The organism is Micromonospora cynarisoli, assembly GCF_030518815.1.
Classification (GTDB): domain Bacteria; phylum Actinomycetota; class Actinomycetes; order Mycobacteriales; family Micromonosporaceae; genus Micromonospora; species Micromonospora wenchangensis.
This window is the reverse complement of sequence record NZ_CP130426.1, coordinates 6,830,742-6,852,258: the sequence shown is the minus strand read 5'-3', so window position 1 is coordinate 6,852,258 and position 21,517 is coordinate 6,830,742. Positions and strand designations below refer to the sequence as shown.

The 21,517-nt window shown below is 73.0% G+C and carries 17 protein-coding genes; 5 read left to right on the top strand and 12 right to left on the bottom strand.

Annotated elements, in window-relative coordinates; all coding sequences use genetic code 11:
- Positions 1 to 188: 188 nt before the first annotated feature.
- The 6 genes from Q2K16_RS30255 to Q2K16_RS30230 form a co-directional block, all read right to left on the bottom strand.
- Entirely contained in the window at positions 189 to 1,454 is a 1,266-nt protein-coding gene (locus tag Q2K16_RS30255) for a family 16 glycosylhydrolase (protein ID WP_302741810.1), read from the bottom strand.
- 280 nt (positions 1,455 to 1,734) lie between these two features.
- Positions 1,735 to 1,953: a hypothetical protein gene (locus tag Q2K16_RS30250; RefSeq protein WP_088642133.1), complete on the bottom strand. Its 219-nt coding sequence runs from the start codon at positions 1,951 to 1,953 to the stop codon at positions 1,735 to 1,737.
- 75 nt (positions 1,954 to 2,028) lie between these two features.
- A complete protein-coding gene (locus tag Q2K16_RS30245) occupies positions 2,029 to 3,123 on the bottom strand; it encodes an NYN domain-containing protein (RefSeq protein ID WP_302741808.1) in 1,095 nt (364 codons plus the stop codon).
- Positions 3,124 to 3,324: 201 nt separating this feature from the next.
- Positions 3,325 to 3,846 (bottom strand): SRPBCC family protein, encoded by a 522-nt coding sequence (locus tag Q2K16_RS30240; RefSeq protein WP_302741807.1) that lies wholly within the window; start codon positions 3,844 to 3,846, stop codon positions 3,325 to 3,327.
- Positions 3,847 to 3,965: 119 nt separating this feature from the next.
- Positions 3,966 to 4,979 (bottom strand): cupin-like domain-containing protein, encoded by a 1,014-nt coding sequence (locus Q2K16_RS30235; protein WP_302741805.1) that lies wholly within the window; start codon positions 4,977 to 4,979, stop codon positions 3,966 to 3,968.
- Positions 4,976 to 5,254: a hypothetical protein gene (locus Q2K16_RS30230; protein WP_302741803.1), complete on the bottom strand. Its 279-nt coding sequence runs from the start codon at positions 5,252 to 5,254 to the stop codon at positions 4,976 to 4,978. Before Q2K16_RS30230 ends, Q2K16_RS30235 begins: the two co-directional genes overlap by 4 nt.
- Before the next feature lie 116 nt (positions 5,255 to 5,370).
- Here Q2K16_RS30230 and Q2K16_RS30225 point away from each other — a divergent pair, with 116 nt between their 5' ends.
- Positions 5,371 to 6,069 carry a YoaK family protein gene (locus Q2K16_RS30225; protein ID WP_302741801.1) on the top strand — a complete coding sequence of 233 codons (699 nt, stop codon included), beginning with the start codon at positions 5,371 to 5,373 and terminating at the stop codon, positions 6,067 to 6,069.
- 130 nt (positions 6,070 to 6,199) lie between these two features.
- Here the strand turns inward: Q2K16_RS30225 and Q2K16_RS30220 are convergent, their stop codons facing one another.
- A complete protein-coding gene (locus tag Q2K16_RS30220) occupies positions 6,200 to 6,766 on the bottom strand; it encodes a TetR/AcrR family transcriptional regulator (RefSeq protein WP_302741799.1) in 567 nt (188 codons plus the stop codon).
- 91 nt (positions 6,767 to 6,857) lie between these two features.
- Here Q2K16_RS30220 and Q2K16_RS30215 point away from each other — a divergent pair, with 91 nt between their 5' ends.
- Together Q2K16_RS30215 and Q2K16_RS30210 are read left to right on the top strand one after the other, a co-directional pair.
- Entirely contained in the window at positions 6,858 to 7,781 is a 924-nt protein-coding gene (locus Q2K16_RS30215) for an NmrA/HSCARG family protein (RefSeq protein WP_302741798.1), read from the top strand.
- 203 nt (positions 7,782 to 7,984) lie between these two features.
- Positions 7,985 to 13,450, top strand: a complete 5,466-nt coding sequence (locus Q2K16_RS30210; RefSeq protein WP_302741796.1) for an ATP-binding protein — start codon at positions 7,985 to 7,987, stop codon at positions 13,448 to 13,450.
- Between the two features lie 61 nt (positions 13,451 to 13,511).
- On the opposite strand, the gene Q2K16_RS30205 is transcribed toward Q2K16_RS30210, so the two are convergent.
- The 4 genes from Q2K16_RS30205 to Q2K16_RS30190 form a co-directional block, all read right to left on the bottom strand.
- A complete protein-coding gene (locus Q2K16_RS30205; RefSeq protein ID WP_489671830.1) occupies positions 13,512 to 15,164 on the bottom strand; it encodes a class I adenylate-forming enzyme family protein in 1,653 nt (550 codons plus the stop codon).
- Between the two features lie 150 nt (positions 15,165 to 15,314).
- Positions 15,315 to 16,079 carry an ABC transporter permease gene (locus Q2K16_RS30200; RefSeq protein WP_302741794.1) on the bottom strand — a complete coding sequence of 255 codons (765 nt, stop codon included), beginning with the start codon at positions 16,077 to 16,079 and terminating at the stop codon, positions 15,315 to 15,317.
- 25 nt (positions 16,080 to 16,104) lie between these two features.
- The gene (locus Q2K16_RS30195) at positions 16,105 to 17,085 is read right to left on the bottom strand and encodes an ATP-binding cassette domain-containing protein (RefSeq protein ID WP_302741792.1); all 981 of its coding nucleotides are present in this window, start codon (positions 17,083 to 17,085) and stop codon (positions 16,105 to 16,107) included.
- Between the two features lie 79 nt (positions 17,086 to 17,164).
- The gene (locus Q2K16_RS30190; protein ID WP_302741791.1) at positions 17,165 to 18,346 is read right to left on the bottom strand and encodes a glycosyltransferase; all 1,182 of its coding nucleotides are present in this window, start codon (positions 18,344 to 18,346) and stop codon (positions 17,165 to 17,167) included.
- Positions 18,347 to 18,514: 168 nt separating this feature from the next.
- Here Q2K16_RS30190 and Q2K16_RS30185 point away from each other — a divergent pair, with 168 nt between their 5' ends.
- Positions 18,515 to 19,459 (top strand): 3-oxoacyl-[acyl-carrier-protein] synthase III C-terminal domain-containing protein, encoded by a 945-nt coding sequence (locus Q2K16_RS30185; protein WP_302741790.1) that lies wholly within the window; start codon positions 18,515 to 18,517, stop codon positions 19,457 to 19,459.
- A gap of 39 nt (positions 19,460 to 19,498) precedes the next feature.
- The gene (locus Q2K16_RS30180; protein WP_302741789.1) at positions 19,499 to 20,416 is read left to right on the top strand and encodes a 2-hydroxy-acid oxidase; all 918 of its coding nucleotides are present in this window, start codon (positions 19,499 to 19,501) and stop codon (positions 20,414 to 20,416) included.
- 71 nt (positions 20,417 to 20,487) lie between these two features.
- Here Q2K16_RS30180 and Q2K16_RS30175 read toward each other — a convergent pair whose 3' ends face one another.
- Positions 20,488 to 21,513 carry a histidinol-phosphate transaminase gene (locus Q2K16_RS30175; protein WP_302741788.1) on the bottom strand — a complete coding sequence of 342 codons (1,026 nt, stop codon included), beginning with the start codon at positions 21,511 to 21,513 and terminating at the stop codon, positions 20,488 to 20,490.
- Between the last annotated feature and the right edge of the window lie 4 nt (positions 21,514 to 21,517).

Genomic DNA, 21,517 nt, shown 5'->3' with positions numbered 1-21,517 from the left:
CCCCTACCGCCCCCAGAGCGCCCCCTAGCCCGCGACCGTCCAACCTCGACCCCCGGTCACCGCCCACCGGGGCACCCCGGCTGCGGCTGGGGTCGCCGGTTGCGGCTGCGGCCACACGGCGGAACGACGGATGGCCCCTCAGCACACGCTGAGGGGCCATCCGTCGCGGGATCACCGCCGGGTCGCGGTCAGAAGCGGGACCACTTCTGGCTGCCGACGCCTAGGCAGTCCCACAGGTGCAGTTTGCCGCCGTTGTTGGGGTTCTGGTCGCGGACGTCGACGCACCGGTTGGCGCTGAGGTTGACCAGGTCCCCGGCGCCGTTGAGGGTGAACCGTTGGGCCGGGTTGCCGTTGCAGGTGACCAGGTTGACCTCGGTGCCGTTGGCGGTGCCGGCCCAGGCCGGGTCCATGCACTTGCCCATCGCGCGGACGGTGCCGTCGCTGGCGAAGGTCCACGCCTGGGCGGCGGTGGTGTTGCAGTCCCAGATCTGGAGTTTCGCGCCGTCGACCGGGTTGGCGCTCGGGATGTCGATGCACCTGCCGCTCTGCGTGCCGCGCAGCCTGGTGGTGCCGGGCTGCGGGTTACCGCCGCCGGGGACGTAGCTGGATACCCGGACGTAGTCCACGAGCATCTGCTGGGGGAACTGGGTGGAGCCGTCGGGGTATCCGGGCCAGTTGCCGCCCACCGCCACGTTGAGGATCATGAAGAACGGGTGGTCGTAGACCCAGCGGTTGCCGCCGAGCCGGGACGGGTCGACGCGGTGGTACTCGACGCCGTCGAGGTACCAGACGATCAGGTTGGGCTCCCAGTCCACCCGGTAGGTGTGGAAGCCGTCGGCGAGGGGTTGGCCGATGGTACGGCTGCCGGTGATGCCGCCCCCGCCGGAGTAGCCGGGGCCGTGCACGGTGCCGTAGACGGTGTTGGGCTCCCGGCCGATGTTCTCCATGATGTCGATCTCACCGGCGGCGGGCCAGCCGGCGCTGCCCATGTCGTTGCCGAGCATCCAGAACGCCGGCCAGATGCCCTGACCCCGGGGGATCTTGATCCGGGCCTCGAACCGGCCGTACGCCTGGGTGAAGGTGGCGGCGGTGAGCAGCCGCGCCGAGGTGTACTCGCACCTGCCGTAGTGGCACTGGTAGTTGGCCGGGTTCTCCTTGCGCGCGGTGATGACCAGGTTGCCCTGTCCGTCGTGGACGGCGTTGCTGGTGCTGTTGGTGTAGTACTGCCGTTCGTTGTTGCCCCAGCCACCGCCGCCGATGTCGAAGCGCCATCGGTTCTGGTCGACGGGGGTGCCGGCGGCGGCGTTGAACTCGTCCTGCCAGGTGATGCCGCCGATGGCGGCCGAGGCGGGCTGGGCCTGGGCGGGCAGGACGAGGGCGGCGGCGAGGGTGACGAGGGCGACCGCCGCGCGGGCGAGGGATCGGGGCCGGGGAACGGCTCGGGCTCCGGGCACGGGAGGCTCCTTGGGGCGACATCGGGGGGTGGGGAGCACGCCGGGGAGAGCGCTCTCCACGAAGGATGTCGATATCCGGCACTTCTGTCAAGAATGTTGCCAGTAAGCCCGCCCTGCTCAGGGCCCCGCCGACCGGACAGTGAGAGGAAAACTACGCTACGTGATCAGCATCGTTGCGTGCCAGCCGGCTCGGAGGTCTGCTGCGGGGTGCCCGGCCGAGACGGCCGAAGGGCGGGGCGGGCGGGACGCGGTGCGGACCGCCCGCCGGCGCCCGGACCGATCAGCGGTGCAGCCCGCGCCAGGAAGGATTGCTGCCGCGCCAGGCGTCGGCCAGGATGACCGCCGCCGCCCGACTCGGGCACTGCTGCACGCGGGAGCGACCCGACGCCCCGCCGATCTGCGCCTGGACCTCCCAGGCCTCCCCGTCGGTACGGATGTAGACGTCCCGCCGCCCGCGTGGGCTCGGGTCACCGTTCCACCAGTGCTCCTCGACCATCATTCACCGACCGTATAGCAAATCGGCCGCGGAACGTGAGTCACGAATTCGTCGAGGCCCGTCGCCGGCCCCGCCCGGTCACCCCTGCCGGGGCGTGAGCAGGTAGTCGTCGGCCTCCGGGCTCCAGGCCAACGTGACCTCACCGGCGGTGGCGGCGGCCTTAGCGAACTGGAGGAAACTGCGGTAGCCGAGCTTCTTCTCGCTGAACTCGGGGCGGGCCCGGCGGAGCTGGTTCTTGAGTCCGGAGAGCGCCACCGGGCCACCCGCCGCGGCCAGTTCCGCCACCACCGTACGCAGCAGCGCGAAGGCCACCTCCTGGTCGCCGTGCTCGGGCAGGGACACCTCCGGGTCGCCCTTGGCCGGCCCCTCGGCCAGCTCGACGACGTTGTGCCCGGCGAGGTGGCGCAGCAGCTCACCGAAGGTGCGGAACCCGTAGTCGGACTCGCTGAACGTGGGGTCCTTGCGCAGCAGGGTGCGCTTGAGCCGGGAGGCGGTCACCTCCCCCTCCGAGCTGCCCTGGAGGCCGGCGACGGTCTGCGCGACCAGCACCGCGAGCGCCTCGGCGTCGCGCACCGGCTCCTCGGCGGCCGGCGAAGGCTCGGGCTGCTCCGGCGTCGGCTCCACCGCCGTCGGCTCCGGCTGCTGCGGTTCGGCCTGCTTGGCCGGGCGACCGCGCCGGCCCCGTACGGGTGGCAGGTCGACGCCCTCCAGCCGGTCGTAGTAGAGGAACTCGTCGCAGGCGGGTGGGAGCAGGGCCGAGGTGGACTTCTCCACCCCGACCCCGATCACCCGCTTGTTGAGTTCACGCAGCTTGTGCACCAGCGGGGTGAAGTCGCTGTCCCCGGTGCAGATGACGAAGGTGGAGATGTAGCCGCGCTCGAATGCCAGCTCGACCGCGTCGACGGCCATCTTGATGTCGGCGGCGTTCTTGCGGGACGCCCCCATCCGCTGCGGGATCTCGATCAGCTCGACGTGCGAGCGGGTGAGCATCCGGCGGTCCTCGTCGAAGTACGACCAGTCCGCGTACGCCCGGCGGACCACCACCCGCCCCCGTTCGGCGAGGGCGTCGGCGATCGGACGGAAGTCGAACGCCCGCCCGCCATGGTGTTCCCGGGCCCCCAGGGCCAGGTTCTCGTAGTCGAGAAAGAGCGCGATTCGGTCCTCGTGATCCACCGCAACACCCTAATCCCGCGCCCCTCCCCCACCACCCCGCCACGTCGCAACACCCCCACCGAACCCCGGCAGCCACCCCGCCGGCCCCCGGTGATCAAGAGAAATAGGTCAGCCGGTGGTCGGTTCCTGACGCATTCCTCTTGATCACCGGGGCGCTTGCGGCGGGGAGCGTGGGGACGGAGAGGGGGTTGGGGTTGGGGGTCAGGGGGTGCGGTTTTCGGCGAGGGCCTTGATGCCGTCGAGCACCGACTCGATGTGGGAGCGGAGTTGGCCGAGCCTCGACTCGACGATCTGCTCCTCGTGCTCGGGGGCCTGGTCGATCACGAGGCTGAGCCCGGAACGGCCCGGACCGACCCGGACCGTCTGCCGCAGCCGGGTGCCGGCCCCCTCCGGTTCCAGCTCGAACCGCCAGGTGGCCGCCGGAGACGACACGTCGGCCCGGCCGACGCCGTCCGGGCCGGCGAACGCGCCGTCCACGTCCGTGACGACCCACCCGAAGACGCGTTCCTGGTCCAGATCGGTGACGTAGGAGGCGGTGCGCCACTCCCCGATGCGCGGATGGCTGTTGTACCCGAGGAAGCTGGCCCCCTTGGCCAGCTCGTCGGCACCGTCGAACCACTCGACCCGCTGCAACTCGGGACTCAACCGGGCCGGGAGGTGAATGTCGGTCACCAGTTCCCAGACCCGGGATGGGATTGCCTCGACGTGGACCTCGTAGGTCACGCCCGGCCCATCGGCATAACGCAAAGTCGCCACCTTCATTCAGATCCGGCGCGCCGGATCACCCCACAGTGCGATCGACGATAATGCATGTCGGCAAGGGACGGCAGGGCTGCCGGTGGTCACCGGTCCGGTCCGGCCGCGGGCGGCGTGGCCATCTTGTGGTTCTGCCCCGGAACGCGGAAGTGGTGGAAGCTGACCGTGGCGCTGACCTCCAACGCCTGCACCCAGTGCCACCAGCCCACCGGCACGAACAGCAGCTGTCCCGGTTCCAGCACGACGTCGAGCACCGTCGCCTCGGCGTACCGGGGGTGCCGGGTGAGGTCCGGGTCCGCCGCGTCGACCGCGCTGAACGTGCCGCCGCGCGGATAGACCAGGTGCCGCTCGTACGAGGGGACCAGCCGGACGTGCTTGCGGCCGAGCACCTGACCGAGCAGCACCGAACTGTTGTCCACGTGCAGCGGGGTCACCGTGCCGGCCGGCCCGAGCAGCAGGTGACCGAGCCCGGACGGGTCCACGATCCCCTCCGGGGCGCGGATGTCGGCGGCGAGCGGGCGCAGCGCGCCTGACCAGTTCTCGTTGCGCGGCACCATGTAGTAGTCGTTGGTACGCCGGCCCGAGCCGAGCAGCGCCAGGTACTCGCGGAACGGCATGCTGGTGCGGTGCCTGTCGTACTGCCAGGCGTGGTCCGGGTTGGCGTCCCGGCCGGTCATCACCTCGACCACGGCGTCGCCGCAGGCCGCCGCCAGCCCGTCCAGCGTCCAGCCGAGGGCGGGCCAGTCGGCCATCAGGCCGTCCAGCACGACCGGCCGGTTGCCGAAGTAGTAGCGGGAGAAGAACTCCCCGGGGTCGAGGTCCGCGCGCCGCTCCAGCGTCCGCCCGCCGTCGCTGTCGCGCAGCGTCCGGTACGTGTCGAGCACCGACTCCAGCCAGTCGTAGCGCAGCGCGAGCCGCCGGCACACCGCGAAGTACGGATGGTCGGCCAGTTCCCGCAGCTCGGCGTCGACGGCCTGCGGGTCGGCGGACCCGGCGACGGCGGCGGCCCGGGCCTGCTCCACCGACGCGCCCATGGCGAGGTTCTCGACCAGCCACTCCCGCCAGGCGGGGTCGAGCCGGGGCGGGACGACGGTGGTCATGCCCCGGCCGCCGGCACGAGGGTGAGCCGGGGCGGGCGGACCGCCTCCTGGCAGGTCGGGTACGAGTTCTTCACGTGCTCGGGGAAGTGCTCGGCGGCCGGCGGCGGGGTGAGTCGGTTCTCCCGGGCGTACTCCTCGCAGTTGACGTAGGAGTTCTTCACGTGGGCCGGGATGTGGTCCGGGGGCGGGGTGAGCCGCGCCTCGCGGGCGTACTGGTCGCAGTTGACGTAGGAACCCTTGACGTGGGCGGGGAAGTGGTCCGGCAGCTCGGTCATGGGGTCAGTCAACGGGCCCCGGCGTCCCGGCCGCCAGGGGCCGGTGTCCCGCCCACCCGGGACGTTCCCGCAGGTCATGGGTAGACTGCCGGCCGGAAACGATCATCGGAAGGGCCATGACGAAGAGCTACGAGGTGCCGCTGCTGGTGCTGACCGCGGCGACCGGGGCGGTCGACGGGGTCAGCTATCTCGCCCTGGACCGGGTCTTCACCGGCAACATGACAGGCAACGTGCTCTTCATCGGGTTCGGGCTGGCCGGGGTGTCCGGCCTGCCGGTGCTCAACAACCTGGTGGCGTTGCTGACGTTCATGCTCGGCGCGGTGCTCGCCGCCCGGCTGACCCGGGGCGCGTCGGGGCCGGCGGCGCTGCCCGCCGCCGGGCTGGCCATCCTGGTCGGGGGAAGCGTGCTGTCGCTCGCCCTGGCCGGGTTCTGGCTCGTCACCGGCCCGCCGGCGCACGGCGCGATGCTCGTCGTCACCGGCCTGCTCGCCCTGGTGCTCGGCGCGCAGGCCGCGGCGGTCAAGCACATCGGCATCCGGGACCTGTCGACGGTGGTGGTGACCATGACCATGGTGAACCTCTCCACCGACAGCCGGGCCGCCGGTGGTCCGGGCACGGCCTGGCTCCGCCGGTTCGGGGCGATCACCACGATGGGCCTGGGCGCGTTCGTCTCGGCGGTGCTGACGTTGCGGGTGAACGGGGCGGTGGCGCTGGTCGTGGCCGGCGCGCTGTTGACCGTCGGCACGGCGCTGGTCGCGGTGGTCCGCCGCCGCGAGGTCGCCGCCGCGGCAGCCGCCGGACCGTCCGGTCACTGACGCGGCGGGTCACCGCGCGCCGCCGTACCACCACGCGCCGACCGGCCCGCCGTCGGTCACCCGGCCTGCTCCTCGGCCGGTGGCCTGCCGGCTCTCCGCGCGTGCCGGGTCGCCGGGTCGTCGACGGGGTTCAGCCCGGCGGGCTGAGTCCCGCCACGGCCATCCGGAACAGCCGGTCCGCCCGGGCGGCCGGGTCGGGATGGTGCTCGGTGGCGAGCACGATGCCGACGATCAGCGTGATCAGATCCCCGACGGTGACGTCCGTCGCGAAGGCTCCGTCCTGGACGGCGCGGCGCAGCAGCGGGGCCGCCGCCGCCTCCAACGTCGCCGAGCAACTGTTCTCGTGCACCGGGTCGGCCGGCGCGCCGTCGTAGGCCAACGCGGCGGCCAGCCCCCGGGCGGCGACGGAGTAGACGACGACGTCACCTAGCCATTCCAGGAGTGCCGCCCGGCTGTCGCCCCGGCCGGTCAGTTCCTCGGCGCGGACCCGCAGGGCCTCGACCCGTTCCCGGGAGACCGCTTCCAGCAGTGCCCGGCGGGTGGGGAAGTGACGGCGCACGGTCGCCGAGCCGACTCCCGCGGTGCGGGCGATCTGTTCCAGGGACGCACCGGCACCGTGCACCGCCACCTCCCGCTCGGCCACGGCGAGGATGCGCGAGTAGTTGCGCCGGGCGTCGGCGCGCTGGCCGTCGGCCATGACGTCCTCTCCGACCTTGATAAGTGGCGGGGCCCGCCGTATCGTACCCGACGGAAAACGGCGGGCCCCGCCGTTTAATCGGAGGAGTGTCATGTCCACAGCCACCGCCCCCGTCCTGGTCACCGGTGCCACCGGTCGGCAGGGCGGGGCCACCGTCCGCGCCCTGCGCGCGGCCGGGGTCCCCGTCCGCGCACTGGTCCGCGACCCGGCGACCGACCGCGCCCGCGCCGTCGCCGCCCTCGGCGTCGAGCTGGTCACCGGCGATCTGCTCGACCGCGAGTCGGTGGTCCGGGCCGCCGAGGGGGCCCGCGCCGTCTTCTCCGTGCAGATGCCCCCGCTGGGCGCGGCGGGCTTCGACTTCGACGGCGAGGTGACCCAGGGCGTCAACCTGATCGAGGGCGCACGGGCGGCCGGGGTGCCGCAGTTCGTGCACACCTCCGTCACCGGTGCCGGTCAACACGTCGAGGCGGCCGGTTGGGCCGAGGGGCGCTGGGCCTCGATGGCGCCCACCCTGGACGCCAAGAGCGCGATCCAGGACCGGGTACGCACGGCCGGCTTCCGGCACTGGACGCTGCTCAAGCCGGGCTTCTTCATGGACAACTTCCTGCCGTCGATGGCCTTCCTGTTTCCGCGTGGCGTCGAGGGCGGGCTGGTCAGCGTCCTGCGCCCGGAGACCCGGCTGGCGCTGGTCGCGACGGACGACATCGGGCGGGCGGCCGCCGCCGCCCTCACCGACCCGGAACGCTTCGACCGGATCGAACTGGAACTGGCCAGCGACCACCTGTCGATGACCGAGATCGCCGAGGTCCTGTCCCGGGCGCTGGACGTCCGGCTGGCCGCGCCGCAGATGACCGAGCGGGAGGCCCTCGCCGCCGGCATGCCCGCGATGGGCGCCACCCACGAGTGGATGAACGCGGTCCCCCAGCCGGCCCGCCCACGGTACGCGCGGGAACTCGGCCTCCCGCTCACCAGTTTCAGCGCCTGGGCGCAGGAGCACCTCCGCGCGGACGCCTGACCCCGCGACCTGCGGCGGGCGCTGCGGCACCCGCCGACACGGTCGGGAAGACCAAAAACTTTTGTGGGGTTCCTACAACGGTCACCGCTCAGGGTTCGGTGATTACGACATGGCGCTACCGGCCGGCACCCGGAAGGGTGATCGCTGTCGGGGGTCGATGCCTTGCGGCGCGTACTCGTGGATCTACCGGAGGAGTCGGTCGGGTGTTCAGCCGTGTCGCCATCGTCAACCGGGGTGAGGCCGCGATGCGCCTCATTCACGCGGTCCGAGAGCTGGCCGCGCAGACCGACACTCCCATCGAGACGGTGGCCCTCTATACCGACGTCGACCGCACCGCGACCTTCGTCCGCGAGGCCGACATCGCCTACGACCTGGGTCCGGCGTCCGCCCGGCCGTATCTCGACCTGAAGAAGCTGGAACATGCCCTGGTCGAGACCGGGGCCGACGCGGCGTGGGTCGGGTGGGGTTTCGTCGCCGAGGACCCGGCCTTCGCGGAGCTGTGCGAGAAGATCGGCATCACCTTCGTCGGGCCGAGCCCGGACGCGATGCGCAAGCTCGGCGACAAGATCGGCGCGAAGCTGATCGCCGAGGAGGTAGGCGTGCCGGTCGCGCCGTGGAGCCGGGGCGCGGTGGAGACCCTGGAGGCCGCGATCGCCGCCGCCGCCGAGATCGGCTACCCGCTGATGCTCAAGGCGACCGCGGGCGGTGGCGGGCGGGGCATTCGCGTGGTCACCAGCGACGCCGAGTTGGCCGACGCCTACCAGCGCACCAGCCAGGAGGCGGCCCGCGCCTTCGGCAGCGGGATCGTGTTCCTGGAGCGCCTGGTCACCGGTGCCCGGCACGTCGAGGTGCAGGTGATCGCGGACGGTCAGGGCACCGCCTGGGCGCTCGGCGTACGGGACTGCTCGGTGCAGCGGCGCAACCAGAAGGTCATCGAGGAGTCGGCCTCGCCGGTGCTCGGCCCGGAGCAGACGGCCGAACTCAAGTCCTCGGCCGAGCGGCTGGCCGTCGCGGTCGGCTACCGGGGCGCGGCGACCGTCGAGTTCCTCTACCACCCGGGTGACCGGCTGTTCGCCTTCCTGGAGGTCAACACCCGGCTCCAGGTGGAGCACCCGATCACCGAGCTGACCACCGGGTTCGACCTGGTCAAGGCGCAGTTGCACGTCGCGGCGGGCGGCCGGCTCGACGGTGTGCCGCCGGTGGAGCGCGGGCACGCCATCGAGGCCCGGCTCAACGCCGAGGACCCGGACCGTGACTTCGCCCCCGCCCCGGGCCGGATCGCCCGGCTGGACCTGCCCGCCGGTCCCGGCATCCGGGTCGACACCGGGGTCAGCGAGGGCGACACCATCCCGGCCGACTTCGACTCGATGATCGCGAAGATCATCGCGTACGGGCGGGACCGGGACGAGGCGCTCGGCCGGCTGCGCCGGGCGATGGCCGAGACCACGGTGATCATCGAGGGTGGCGCGACGAACAAGAGCTTCGTGCTCGACCTGCTCGACCAGCCCGAGGTCATCGACGCCAGCGCCGACACCGGCTGGATCGACCGGGTACGCGCCGAGGGTCGGCTCGTGTCGCACCGGCACTCCGCCGTCGCGCTCGCCGCCGCCGCGATCGAGGCGTACGAGGAACAGGAGCAGGCCGAGCAGCAGCGGCTGCTGTCGACGGCGTTCGGCGGACGGCCCCAGGTGCAGCACGCCAGCGGCCGGCCGCTGGACCTCAAGCTGCGCGGCGTCGGCTACCGGATGCGGGTGGCCCGGGTCGGCGCGCACCGGTTCCGGGTCGGCATCGAGGCCGGCGGCGACGTGCACACCGCCGACGTCGAGCTGGACCGGTTCGACAGGCACACCGGGCAGATCGCCGTCAACGGTGCCCGGTACCGGCTGCTCACCGGCACCCACGGCGCGATCCACCTGGTCGAGGTGGACGGCGTGACCCACCGGGTCGGCCGCGACGAGGGCGGCGTGGTCCGTTCGCCGATGCCCGCGCTGGTCGTCGCCACCCCGGTGGAGGTGGGTGCCGAGGTCGAGGCGGGCGCACCGGTGCTGGTGCTGGAGGCGATGAAGATGGAGACGGTGCTGCGGGCACCGTTCCGGGCCCGACTCAGGGAGTGCGGCGTCTCCGTCGGCAGCCAGGTGGAGGCCGGCGCGGCGCTGCTGCGGTTGGAGCCGCTCGGCGACGACGCCGACGACGCCCCGGGTGCCGAGGCCGCCGCACCGGTCGCCCTGGACCTGCCCGCCGCGCCCGACCAGGCCCCGGCGATCGAGCGGTCCCGGCGCGGCCAGGAGGACCTCCGTGGCCTGCTGCTGGGCTTCGACGTGGACCCGCACGACGACGGCCGGGTGCTCGACGAGTACCTCGCCGCGCGGCGGGCCGCCATCGAGGACGGCCACCGCCTGCTGGCCGAGGAGATCGATCTCGTCGACGTCTTCGCCGACCTCGCCGAACTCAGCCGCAACCGGCTGACCGGGGAGGACGTCAGCGGCGACAGCCACGTCCCCAGCGCCCGCGAGTACTTCCACACCTACCTGCAGAGCCTCGACGTCGAGCGGGCCGGTCTGCCGGCGCACTTCCAGGCCAGGCTGGCCAAGGCGCTCGGCCACTACGGCGTCACCGAGCTGGACCGCTCCCCCGCCCTTGAGGCCGCCGTGTTCCGGATCTTCCTGGCCCAGCAGCGGGCGTCCGCCGACGCCACGGTCATCGCGACCCTGCTGCGCGCCTGGCTGCGCGAGCCGCCGCCGGACGCGGTGCTGCGCGAGCCCGCCGGCCTCGCGTTGGAGCGGCTGGTGGCGGCGACGCAGGTGCGTTTCCCGGTCGTCGCCGACCTGGCGCGCGGGGTGGTGTTCGCCTGGTTCGCCCAGCCGCTGCTGCTGCGCAACCGCGCCCGGCTGTACGCCTCCGTCCGCCGGCACCTGCGTCACCTGGACGCGCACCCGGACGCGGCGGACCGCGCCGAGCGGGTCGCGGAGATGGTCCGCAGCACCGAACCCCTGGTTCGGGTGCTCGGCCAGCGGCTCGTGCGGGACCACCTCGACAACGCGGTGATGCTTGAGGTGCTGACCCGGCGGTACTACGGCAACAAGGGCCTGGCCGACGTCCGGACCCGCCGGGTGGCGGACTGCACGTTCGTGGTGGCCGAACGGGCCGACTCCAGCCTGCTCTCCGCCGCCGTCCGGTTCGACGCGCTGGGCGACGCGCTGCGCGGGCTCGCCGAGCTGGCCGGGGACGGCTCCGCCGTCGACGCCGACATCTACCTCGGCTGGGAGAACCAGCCGGAGGACTTCGACGCGATGGCCGCCGCGCTGCTGGAGGTCGTCAACGCGCACCCGCTGCCGGCGCAGGTCCGCCGGCTCACCACCACCGTCGCCGGGCGCGGCGGCGCGGTGATGCACCACCACTTCACGTTCCGCCCGTCGAGCACGGGGATGAGCGAGGAGCGGCTGATCCGGGGCCTGCACCCGTACATCGCGCAGCGGATGCAGTTGGAGCGGCTGCGCAAGTTCGACCTGACCCGGCTGCCGTCGTCGGACGAGGAGGTCTACCTCTTCCAGGCCGTCGCGCGGGAGAACCCGTCCGACGAGCGGCTCGTCGCGTTCGCGCAGGTGCGTGACCTGACCGCGCTGCGGGAGCACGACGGCCGGTTGGTCGCCCTGCCCACGGCCGAGGACATCGTCGCCACCTGTCTGGACTCGATCCGCCGGGCGCAGACCCGTCGCCCGTCCAAGACCCGTTTCAACACCAACCGGATCGTCATCTACGTCTGGCCGCCGAGCGACCTGACCCGGGAGGAGATGGAGATGATCGCCGGGCGGGTCCGCCCGACGACGGTCGGCGCGGGGCTGGAGGAGATCCTGTTCATCGCGCGGCAGCGCGACCGCCGTACCGGCGAACTGAACAAGATCGCGGTACGGATCGCATTCGACGCCACCGGCGGGGCCGAGCTGACCATGGGTGAGCCGCCGGTGGACCCAGTCGAGCCGCTCGACGACTACCGGCTGAAGGTGCTGCGGGCCAGCAGCCGCAACACGGTCTACCCGTACGAGCTGACCGGGCTGCTCGGCCAGTTCGTCGAGCACGACCTCGACGAGAATCACGCGCTGGTGCCGGTGGATCGGCCCCGGGGGCGCAACACGGCGGCGATCGTCGCGGGTGTGGTCACCACGCCGACCCCGAGGCATCCGCAGGGTGTCACCCGGGTGGTGCTGCTGGGCGACCCGACCAAGTCGCTCGGCGCGCTCTCCGAGGCCGAGTGCCGTCGGGTGATCGCCGCGCTGGACCTCGCCGAGCGGCTCCGGGTGCCGCTGGAGTGGTACGCCCTGTCGGCCGGCGCGCGGATCTCGATGACGTCGGGCACCGAGAACATGGACTGGGTGGCGGCGGCGCTCAAGCGGATCGTCGAGTTCACCCAGGACGGCGGCGAGATCAACATCGTGGTCGCGGGTATCAACGTGGGCGCCCAGCCGTACTGGAACGCCGAGGCGACGATGCTCATGCACACCCGGGGCATCCTGGTGATGACGCCGGAGGCCGCGATGGTGCTCACCGGCAAGCAGTCGCTGGACTTCTCCGGTGGGGTGTCGGCCGAGGACAATTTCGGCATCGGCGGCTACGACCGGGTGATGGGCCCGAACGGGCAGGCGCAGTACTGGGCGCCGAACCTGACGGCGGCCAGGGACGTGCTGATGGCGTACTACGACCACACGTACGTCGCGCCCGGGGAGAGCGAGCCGCGCCGGGCGACCACCGCCGACCCGGTCGACCGGGACGTCACCACCTTCCCGCACACCGTGGCGGGCAGCGACTTCACCACCGTCGGCGAGATCTTCTCCGCGACCGCCAACCCGGACCGCAAGAAGCCGTTCGACATCCGTACGGTGATGCGGGCGCTGTCCGACCAGGACCACCCGGTGCTGGAGCGGTGGGCGGGCATGGCCGACGCGGAGACCGCGGTGGTGCAGGACGTGCACCTCGGCGGCATCCCGGTCTGCCTGCTCGGTATCGAGTCGCGCTCGGTGCCCCGGCGGGGCTTCCCGCCCACCGACGGCCCGGACACCTACACCGCGGGCACCCTGTTCCCGCGTTCGTCCAAGAAGGCCGCGCGGGCGATCAACGCGGCCAGCGGCAACCGGCCGCTGGTGGTGCTGGCCAACCTGTCGGGCTTCGACGGCTCGCCCGAGTCGATGCGCAAGCTGCAACTGGAGTACGGGGCCGAGATCGGCCGGGCGATCGTCAACTTCCGGGGCCCTATCGTGTTCTGCGTGATCTCCCGGTACCACGGCGGGGCGTTCGTGGTCTTCTCCAAGGCGCTGAACCCGAACATGACCGTGCTGGCGCTGGAGGGCTCGTTCGCCTCGGTGCTCGGCGGCGCCCCGGCGGCGGCGGTGGTGTTCTCCGGCGACGTCAACGCCCGTACCGCAGCCGACCTGCGGGTACGCGACCTGGAGGCGCGGGTCGCGGCGGCCGGCGGCACCGAGCGGGCCGCGCTCACCGCCGAACTCGACGAGACCCGCGCGGCGGTCCGCGCGGAGAAGCTCGGCGAGGTGGCGGCGGAGTTCGACCGGGTGCACAACATCGGGCGGGCGGTGGAGGTCGGCTCGGTCGACGCGGTGATCCGGGCCGCCGAGCTGCGCCCCCGCATCATCGAGGCGATCGAGTCCCGGCTGGGCTGACGTCCACGCGGAACGTCCCCGCCCCGGTCGCCGTGAGCGGCCGGGGCGGGGACGGCACCGGTCAGGGTGTGGTGGCCGCGCCGGCGTCGGCCAGCAGCCGCTGACGCATCAGGAACTTGCGGACCTTGCCCGTCGGCCCCATCACCACGCCGTCGGCGGGCACCGTGACCACCCGCCGCAACGTCGCGGCGACCACCGGTCCGAGCGCGGCCCGGACCTGGTCGGAGCGGTCGCGCGCCGGGTCGGCGTCCTCGGCGAGCACGAGCAGCACCTCGGTGACGGGCCGGTCGTCGGCCTCCCGGGCCGCGATGACCGTGCAGTCCCGTACGTCGGGGCAGTGCTTGAGGATGCGTTCCTCGGACAGCGCCGTGTAGAGCCAGTTGCCGTCGCCGAGGTCGACAGCGTCGCTGGCCCGGTCGACGTGGTGGTAGTTGCCGTCCGGGTCGCGGTACATCAGGTCACCGGTGAGGTAGTAGCCGCCCAGCCGGGTGCGGAACGTGTTTACCGAGTCGTTCCAGTACCCGAGCGCCAGCGTCGGCGACTTGAGCCCGACGTGCCCCACCTGCCCCTCGGGGACCTCCTCGCCGGTGGTCACGTCGAGCAGGGCGATCTGCGCGAACGGGTACGGCTTGCCGACGCAGCGGTCGTAGTGGTCGCTGCCGAGGCGGTGGCTGATCCGGAACGCGCCGTGGCCCATCTCGGTGGAGCCGAGCATGTCGACGAACTTGGAGCCGGGCACGTCGACCATGCCCTGCCTGGTGTACGCCGGGTGGCTGCCCACGGCGACCAGCCGGCGCACGTGCGACTCGTGGGCGCAGTCCCCGGTGTTGAACCAGTTGCGCACGGAACTCAGGTCGCGGGTGGTCAGGTCGTGGCGGGCCAACTCGGACCAGGTCACCGCGAAGCCGAAGACGCCTGTCGGCCGCCAGCGCTCGATGGCGTCGAGGATCGTCTCGGCGCTGCTGGCGAACGGGCCGCCCTGCGCCGACAGGTAGAGCAGCTGGTAGCTGTTGCAGAGCGCCTGGTTGACCGTGATGATGCCGGCGGCGTGCGCGGCCGGCAGGACGGACAGCTCGCGCACCTCGCCGTACGGGCGGGACTCGGTGAGCCGCACGGCCCGGATGGCGGCGAACAGCCCGTGGTGCGAGTGGACGATCGCGGCCGGCACCCGGGTGGTGCCCGACGAGTGGGTGATGGCGACCGGGTCCTCGGGGTGGTGGCGGTAGTGCGGTGGGGCCTGCCCGGGGTCGCCGGTGCCGGTCTCGGCGGCGTCGCCGAGGATCGGCACCCCGAGGTCGTGCCCGCGCAGCGCGGCGTGGTCGGCGTCGACGACGACCCCGACGCCGCGCAGCCGCCTGATGAACTCGACCGCCAACTCGATAGGCATGTTGCCGTTCATCAGGGCCGGGATCGCGCCGAGCCGGTTGAGGGCGAAGAAGTTGAGGAACACGTCGGGTGCGGACGTGACGTAGACCGCGACCGGGTCACGCCAGCCGACACCCCGCCGCCGGAACCAGTCGGCGCGGGCGGCGACCCGCTCGGTCAGGGTGGCCAGCGACAGCGGCGTCCAGGCGGGGATGCCGTCCACGTCGACGTCGAAGGTCACCCGGGGCAGGTCCGGGTCGGCACCGTGTTCGGCGAGCCGCAGCAGCACGTTGCCGGCCCCCAGCTCCATGTCGGCCGCGAGCGTCGCCCGGAAGTTGTCGGCACCCAACGAGTTGTCTCCTCACCTGACACGCTCACGGTCACCGCACCCCGGCGCAGCGGCCGATCTGGGACACGCTCAGGCTAGAGCGCCGATCAGCGGCAGACAATGGCCAACATCAATCCTGGTCACGCCGGCCCGGCCGGCGGCCGGCCGGGCTCAGGAGACCTCGCGGTTGAACAGGTGCGACGACCAGACCAGGCTGACCGCGGCGAGCACGATCATGATGAGGGCGCCCTGCCAGACCACCGGCTCGGTGAGCTGCCCGTTGAACAACGCCCGCATGCCGTTGGTCGCCCACGAGAACGGGTTCCAGAACGCGACCCGCTGGATCCACAGCGGCGCCAGGACGAGCGGGATGAGCACTCCGGCGAGCAGCGAGATCGGCTGGCCGACGGTGTTGACCAGCACGCCGAGGCTGTTCTCGTTGCGTACCAGCAGCGCGATGTCGTACGAGATCGAGGTGCTCAGCAGCACCATCACCGACAGCAACGCGTACGAGACGAGCAGGTTGCCCAGGTGCACCCGTAACCCGAACGGCAACGCCACGATCGTGATGATCACCGCCTGCACCACGTTCAGGCAGACGTGCATCAGGGCCCGGCCCAGCAGCAGGCCGGTCCGGCTCACCGGGGTCACCCGGCACCTGTCGATGATGCCCGCGCGCAACGCGCTGAGCAGCCCGTACCCGGCGAACAGGCCACCGAACAGGCCCATCGCCACGAACAGGCCGGGCACGTAGATGCGGTAGGCGTCGGCGTACGAGGAGGCGCCCCGGTCGACCATGACCACCTTGAGGAACGGGGCGAACAGGATGAGGTAGGTGACCGGCTGGGCCAGGCTGAACGCCACCATCACCGGGTTGCGCACCATCAGACCGACCTCCTGCTGGAAGATCAGCCAGGTGTCGCGGACCAGTTTCACTGCGGCTCCTCTCGTACCGGCCGGGTCACTCCTCCAGGGAGCGGCCGGTCTTGGCCAGGAAGACGTCGTCGAGGCTGGGCCGGCGGGCCTCGATCGCCCCGGGCTCGATCCCCCGCGTGAGCAGGGTGCGCATGATCTGCGGAATCGCCGTCGCGGCACTGTCCACGTAGAGCCGCAGGGTGCCGTCGACCGCCTCCGACGAGTGCACGTACGGCTGCTCGGCCAGCAGTTTCGTGGCGATCGGCAGGTCGGCGTCGGCCGGACCGTCCGTCACGTCGGCGCGGGTCAGGTCGATGGCGACCACGTCACCGGAGATCTCCCGCTTGAGATCCGACGGGGTGCCCTCCGCGACGATCCGGCCGCCGTCGATGATGGACAGTCTGTCGCACAGGGTGTCGGCCTCGTCGAGGTAGTGGGTGGTGAGGAAGACCGTCATGCCCTCCGCCCGCAGCCGCCGGACCTCCTGCCACATCCGTACCCGGCTGGGCGGGTCCAGCCCGGCGGTCGGCTCGTCGAGGAAGATGACCTGCGGCGAGTGGATCACCCCGAGCGCCACGTCGAGCCGCCGACGCTGCCCCCCGGAGTACGTCCTGATCCGCCGGTCGGCGAAGTCGTCGAGCTGGAACGCCCCGATCGCCGCCTCGGCCCGGCGCTGCGCCTCGGCCTTGCCGAAGCCGTACAGCCGGGCCTGGAGCACCAGGTCCCGGCGGGCGGTCGAGTCGTCGTAGGTGCCGCTGGCCTGGGCCACGAAGCCGATCTGCCGGCGCACCTGGGCCGGGGCCCGCAGCAGGTCGACGCCCGCGATCGTCGCCCGGCCACCGTCCGGGCGGATCAGCGTCGCCAGCATCCGCATGGTGGTGGACTTGCCCGCGCCGTTGGGGCCGAGGAACCCCACGATCTCGCCCCGCTCCACGGCGAAGTCCACCCCCCGGACTGCCTCGACGGTGGTGGCGTTGCGGCGACGGCCGACCCGGTAGGACTTGCGCAGGCCGGTGGCCTCGATCATCGAGCCTCCTCGGACGGGGACGACGCCGGGCCACGGGGGTGTCGACCGTGGACGGCGACACCCGTGCGGGTGCGTCAGGTCAGGCTAGTGTGGCCGTACCCGAAGGACAATGGTCGATGGGCCGGGCGGCCAGGGCGGCGAGGTGCCGGGCGGCGGCGGCCGCGCCACCGGCGGCGGCGAACGACTCGCCCACCCGGCGGGCCCCCTCCCGGTAGCCCGGCTCGTCGAGGACGGCGGTCAGCGCGGCGGTGAGGTCCGCCGGGGTGGCCGAGGCGAACGCGACCTCGATGCCGGCGTCCGCGTCGGTCACCTGGCGGGCCACCGTCGGATGGTCGTGCCGGATCGGCGCGACGACCACCGGCACGCCGTGCGCCAACGCCTCGGTGACGGTGCCCAGGCCGCCGTGCGACACCACCGCGTCCAGCCGGGGCATCAGCTCCAGCACCGGCACCCGGGGGGCGGCCAGCACGTGCGCGGGCGGGTCGGGCAGCACGTCGGGCGAGGCGGTGACCACCACCTGCACCCGGTCGGCGAGGGCCGCCGTCGCCGCCATCATCCGCCGGTAGAAGTCCCGGGCCAGGTGCTCGGCCATCGTCCCGACGGTGACCAGCACGTGCCGGCGGGCCGGGTCCCAGGCGTCCCAGTCGAAGGCCGGCGCGTCGGGGCGGTGGCCCAGGGCCGGGCCGGTCAGCACGCACCGCGCCGGCAGCGGTGTCGCGCCGGTCAGCGCCGTGCTGGTCAGCCCCAGCACCAGGTACGGCGAGAAGCGCAGGTCGATCGCGTCGTCGACCGGCAGGTCGGTCATCGCCCAGACCGTGGCCAGTTGCGCGCGTACGTACTCGGTGAACCCGGGCAGGTCCGGCGGGGTGAGTTCCAGCGCGCCCACGCAGAAGGTCGCCCACGGCACCCCGTGCCGGTGCGCGGCCAGCGCGCCGGCCAGCGCGTACTGGTCGACGACGACGACGTCCGGCCGGTGGTCGGCGACCGCCCGGTCGACGGCGTCCCGGATGAACCTGTTGACCGGCAGCACGTGCCCCTCCCAGAGGCTGCGCACCGACGCCATGCCGGTCTCCCCGTCGAGGCGGAAGTACCGCTTGCCGGTCGGGTAGAGCGTCGCGTCGGGGCCGATCAGCGGGCGCAGGTCGGTGCGGGGGCCGCACCACGCCACCTCGTGCCCGGCGGCCCGGAGCGCCTGGCCGATGGCGAGCGGGGCGTTCAGATGCGACGCCACCGGCAGGACGACGAACAGGAAGCGGGCCACGTCGATATTCTGGCACGCGTTGACAGCGACGGACGCCGCTGATGGGATTCCTGCCGTGGTGGTCGACGAGCAACGTTCCCGAGTACGACCGTCCACTGTGCCCTCCGCCGGTGGGAGGGGTTCCGGTCCGGCCGCCGGCCACCTCCGGTCGACTCCGGCACCGGCGGCATGACGGCGCTCGACGCGGTCGCGGTCCACCTGCCGCCGCACCGCGTCCCGATCGAGAGCCTGGCCGGCCCGCTGGAGCTGACCGAGATGCAGGTCCGGTTGTTCCGCCGGTTCCACGGCCTCGACCAGGTACGCCGCGATCCCGACCGGTCCCTGGCCGACCTGCTCCGGCAGGCCGCGACCGGGCTCACCGCCCTGCGCGGACGGGAACACCGGGTCCGGTTCGTCCTGTACGGACGGGCGTTCCCCGTCGTCGTGCCGTACCCGGTCAACCCGCTGCACGACGTGTGCCGCGCGCTGGGGCTCGGCCACGCGGTCGCCTTCACCCTGACCCAGCAGTCCTGCGCCAGCGCACTGCTCGCCGTCGAGATGGCCGGTCGGCTGCTGGCCGCCGAACCGGGGCCGCACCCGCCTGGCGACGGGCCGCTCGCGCTGGTGCTCACCGCCGAGAAGGCGTTCACCCGGGACGCCCAGTTCATCCCGGAAACCTCGGTGTTCAGCGAGGGGGCGTCGGCGTGCCTGGTCAGCCTCGACGGCCCCCGGGACCGGCTGCTCGGCTACGCGTGCCGGCAGCGGGGCGAGTTCGACGTCGCCGGTGGCGCGTCCGGCGCGCAGTTCCAGCGCGAGTACCGGCCGGCGCTGGCGGACGTGATCGGCCGGGCCCTCGCGGTGGCCCGGGTGGACCTCGACGACATCCAGCTGATCCTGCCGCACAACGTCAACGTGGTGACCTGGCAACGGTTGAGCCGGCTGATCGGGTTCCCCCGCGACCGGGTGCTGCTGGACAACGTCCGGGAGACCGGCCACGTGTTCTGCGCGGACGCGTTCACCAACTACCTGACCGCCCGCGACCGGGGCCTGCTGAACCCGGGTGACCGTTACCTGGTCGCGGCGGTCGGCGCCGGCGAGGGCGCGACCTTCGCCGCGATGGTCTTCGCCCACTGACCCCGCGCCCCGGCCGGGCACCGAGGAAGGAGCACCGCGATGGCGGCCCCGTCGACCGACCTGCACCTGATCCGGGCCGCCCGGCGGGTCTTCACCGGGCCGGCCGCGCTGCTGCACGACCCGGACCAGCGGGCCCGCTCCGCCCGCTACCTGGCCGACCTGACCCACCCGTACGGGCTGGAACTGCCGGACGGCCCGGCGCAGGAGGCGCTGGGCCGGTCCCACGCGGAGATGGCCGAGACGCTGATCGGGGCGCTCGTGCCGCCGCAGGAACCGGTTGACCTGCTCGTGCTGGCGTTCACCCGGCACGACGTGCTGCCCGGCCGGGCCACCGCCACCTACCTGAGCCACCTCTGCCCGGGGACGCCGCTCTCCTTCGCCGTCTGCGACCAGGGCCCGGCGGCGGTCGTCAGCGCTCTCCGGCTCGCCCACGCGTACGCGTCCCCGGGCGGCGGAACGACGGCCCTGCTGATCGCCGTCGACCAGGCCGTGCTGCCGTACCGCACGCCGACGCCCGCCCCGGCCCGGCAGCAGGCGGTCGCCATGCTCTGCCGCACCACCCCGGCGGCAGGCGCGGTGCGGGGGCCGGACCCCGCCGACGACGTGGTGCACGCCCCGGCCCGGATGACGGTGCTCCGCCAGCATGCCGACGTGGCGGCCGACGAGGTCGCCGCGCTGGCCGGGTCCGAACTGGCCGCGCTGTCGGCGGGCCGGCCCGACGCCCGGATGGTGATCGGCGTCGACCTCGCGGCGGCCTGGCCGGCGCACCCGACCGGTCCGGTGACCGTCGCCCCGCCGGCGCAACCGGTCACCGGACCGTGGTGGACCCTGCTCGACGTCCTCGCCGCCGGCCCGGACCGGACCGGGCCGGTGCTGACCGCCGACTACGACCCGGACCTGCGCTACCTCTGCCTGACCGGCTGGGAGACCACCCCCGCCGGCACCGGATCCCGCTGACCGGGCCCCGCCGGCCGTGAGGCACCGGCGACCCGTCGATCGCCGCCGGCCCGTCAGGCACCGCCGGCCCGTCAGGCACCGGAGGCCAGGATGGTCCGGGCGACGGCGCACAGCCGTTCGTTCGCCTCGTCGGTGCCGACGGTGATCCGGACTCCCGCGCCGGGGATGGCCATCACCAGGATGCCGGCGTCGCGGGCCTGCTCGGCGAACGGCACCGCCCGCTCCCCCAGCGGCAGCCAGACGAAGTTCGCCTCGCTGGGGGCCACGGTGAGGCCGGTCCCGCGCAGCCCGTCGATCAGCCGGGCCCGCGAGGACACCAGGTCGGCGCAGCGTCGGGTCAGCTCGGGGGTGACCGCCTCGTCGAGGCTCGCCACCGCCGCCGCCTGGGCCAGGCTGTTCGGGAAGAACACCGCGCCCACCATGCCGGCCAGCGGCGTCACCCGGGGTGGCACCACCGCGTAGCCGACGCGCAGCGCGGCCAGCCCGTACGCCTTGGAGAAGGTCCGCAGGACGCACACGTTGTCGTGGGCGCGGTACAGGTCCATCCCGTCGGGCACCTGCGGGTCGGTGACGAACTCCCGGTACGCCTCGTCGATGATCACCGGCACGTCGGCCGGAATCCGGGCCAGGAACGCCTCGATCTCGTCGCGGTGCAGCACCGCCCCGGTCGGGTTGTTGGGGTTGCACAGCAGCACGCAGCGGGTCTGATCGGTCACGGCGGCGGCCATCGCCGGCAGGTCGTGCCGGTAGCCGTCCATCGGCACCGGCACGCCCCGCGCCCCGACGTTGCCGATGATCAACGGGTAGCCCTCGAAGGACAGCGCCGGGTGCACCACCTCCGGGCGCGGCCCGAGCGCCTGGACGAGGTGCTGGCACAGGCCGGCCGAACCGGGCCCGACGAGGATCGACTCCGGTCCCACGCCCAACCGTGCGGCAAGCGCGCCCCGCAGCGCGGCGGCGGTCCGGTCCGGGTACCGCTGGAGGGCGGCGGCACCGTCCTCGACGATCCGCCGGATGCTCGGCAGCGGCGGGTACGGCGTCTCGTTCATCGACAGGTCGGCCGGCGGCTGGGTGCCGACGGTGGTGGCAGTGGTCATCGTC

Excerpts from the sequence above, each read along its gene's own strand:
- Q2K16_RS30250 (WP_088642133.1), bottom strand. The coding sequence starts at position 1,953 with ATGATGGTCGAGGAGCACTGGTGGAACGGTGACCCGAGCCCACGCGGG.
- Q2K16_RS30195 (WP_302741792.1), bottom strand. The coding sequence starts at position 17,085 with ATGATCGAGGCCACCGGCCTGCGCAAGTCCTACCGGGTCGGCCGTCGC.
- Q2K16_RS30175 (WP_302741788.1), bottom strand. The coding sequence starts at position 21,513 with ATGACCACTGCCACCACCGTCGGCACCCAGCCGCCGGCCGACCTGTCG.
- Q2K16_RS30230 (WP_302741803.1), bottom strand. The coding sequence starts at position 5,254 with ATGACCGAGCTGCCGGACCACTTCCCCGCCCACGTCAAGGGTTCCTAC.
- Q2K16_RS30215 (WP_302741798.1), top strand. The coding sequence starts at position 6,858 with ATGTCCACAGCCACCGCCCCCGTCCTGGTCACCGGTGCCACCGGTCGG.
- Q2K16_RS30220 (WP_302741799.1), bottom strand. The coding sequence starts at position 6,766 with ATGGCCGACGGCCAGCGCGCCGACGCCCGGCGCAACTACTCGCGCATC.
- Q2K16_RS30185 (WP_302741790.1), top strand. The coding sequence starts at position 18,515 with ATGACGGCGCTCGACGCGGTCGCGGTCCACCTGCCGCCGCACCGCGTC.
- Q2K16_RS30225 (WP_302741801.1), top strand. The coding sequence starts at position 5,371 with ATGACGAAGAGCTACGAGGTGCCGCTGCTGGTGCTGACCGCGGCGACC.
- Q2K16_RS30235 (WP_302741805.1), bottom strand. The coding sequence starts at position 4,979 with ATGACCACCGTCGTCCCGCCCCGGCTCGACCCCGCCTGGCGGGAGTGG.
- Q2K16_RS30180 (WP_302741789.1), top strand. The coding sequence starts at position 19,499 with ATGGCGGCCCCGTCGACCGACCTGCACCTGATCCGGGCCGCCCGGCGG.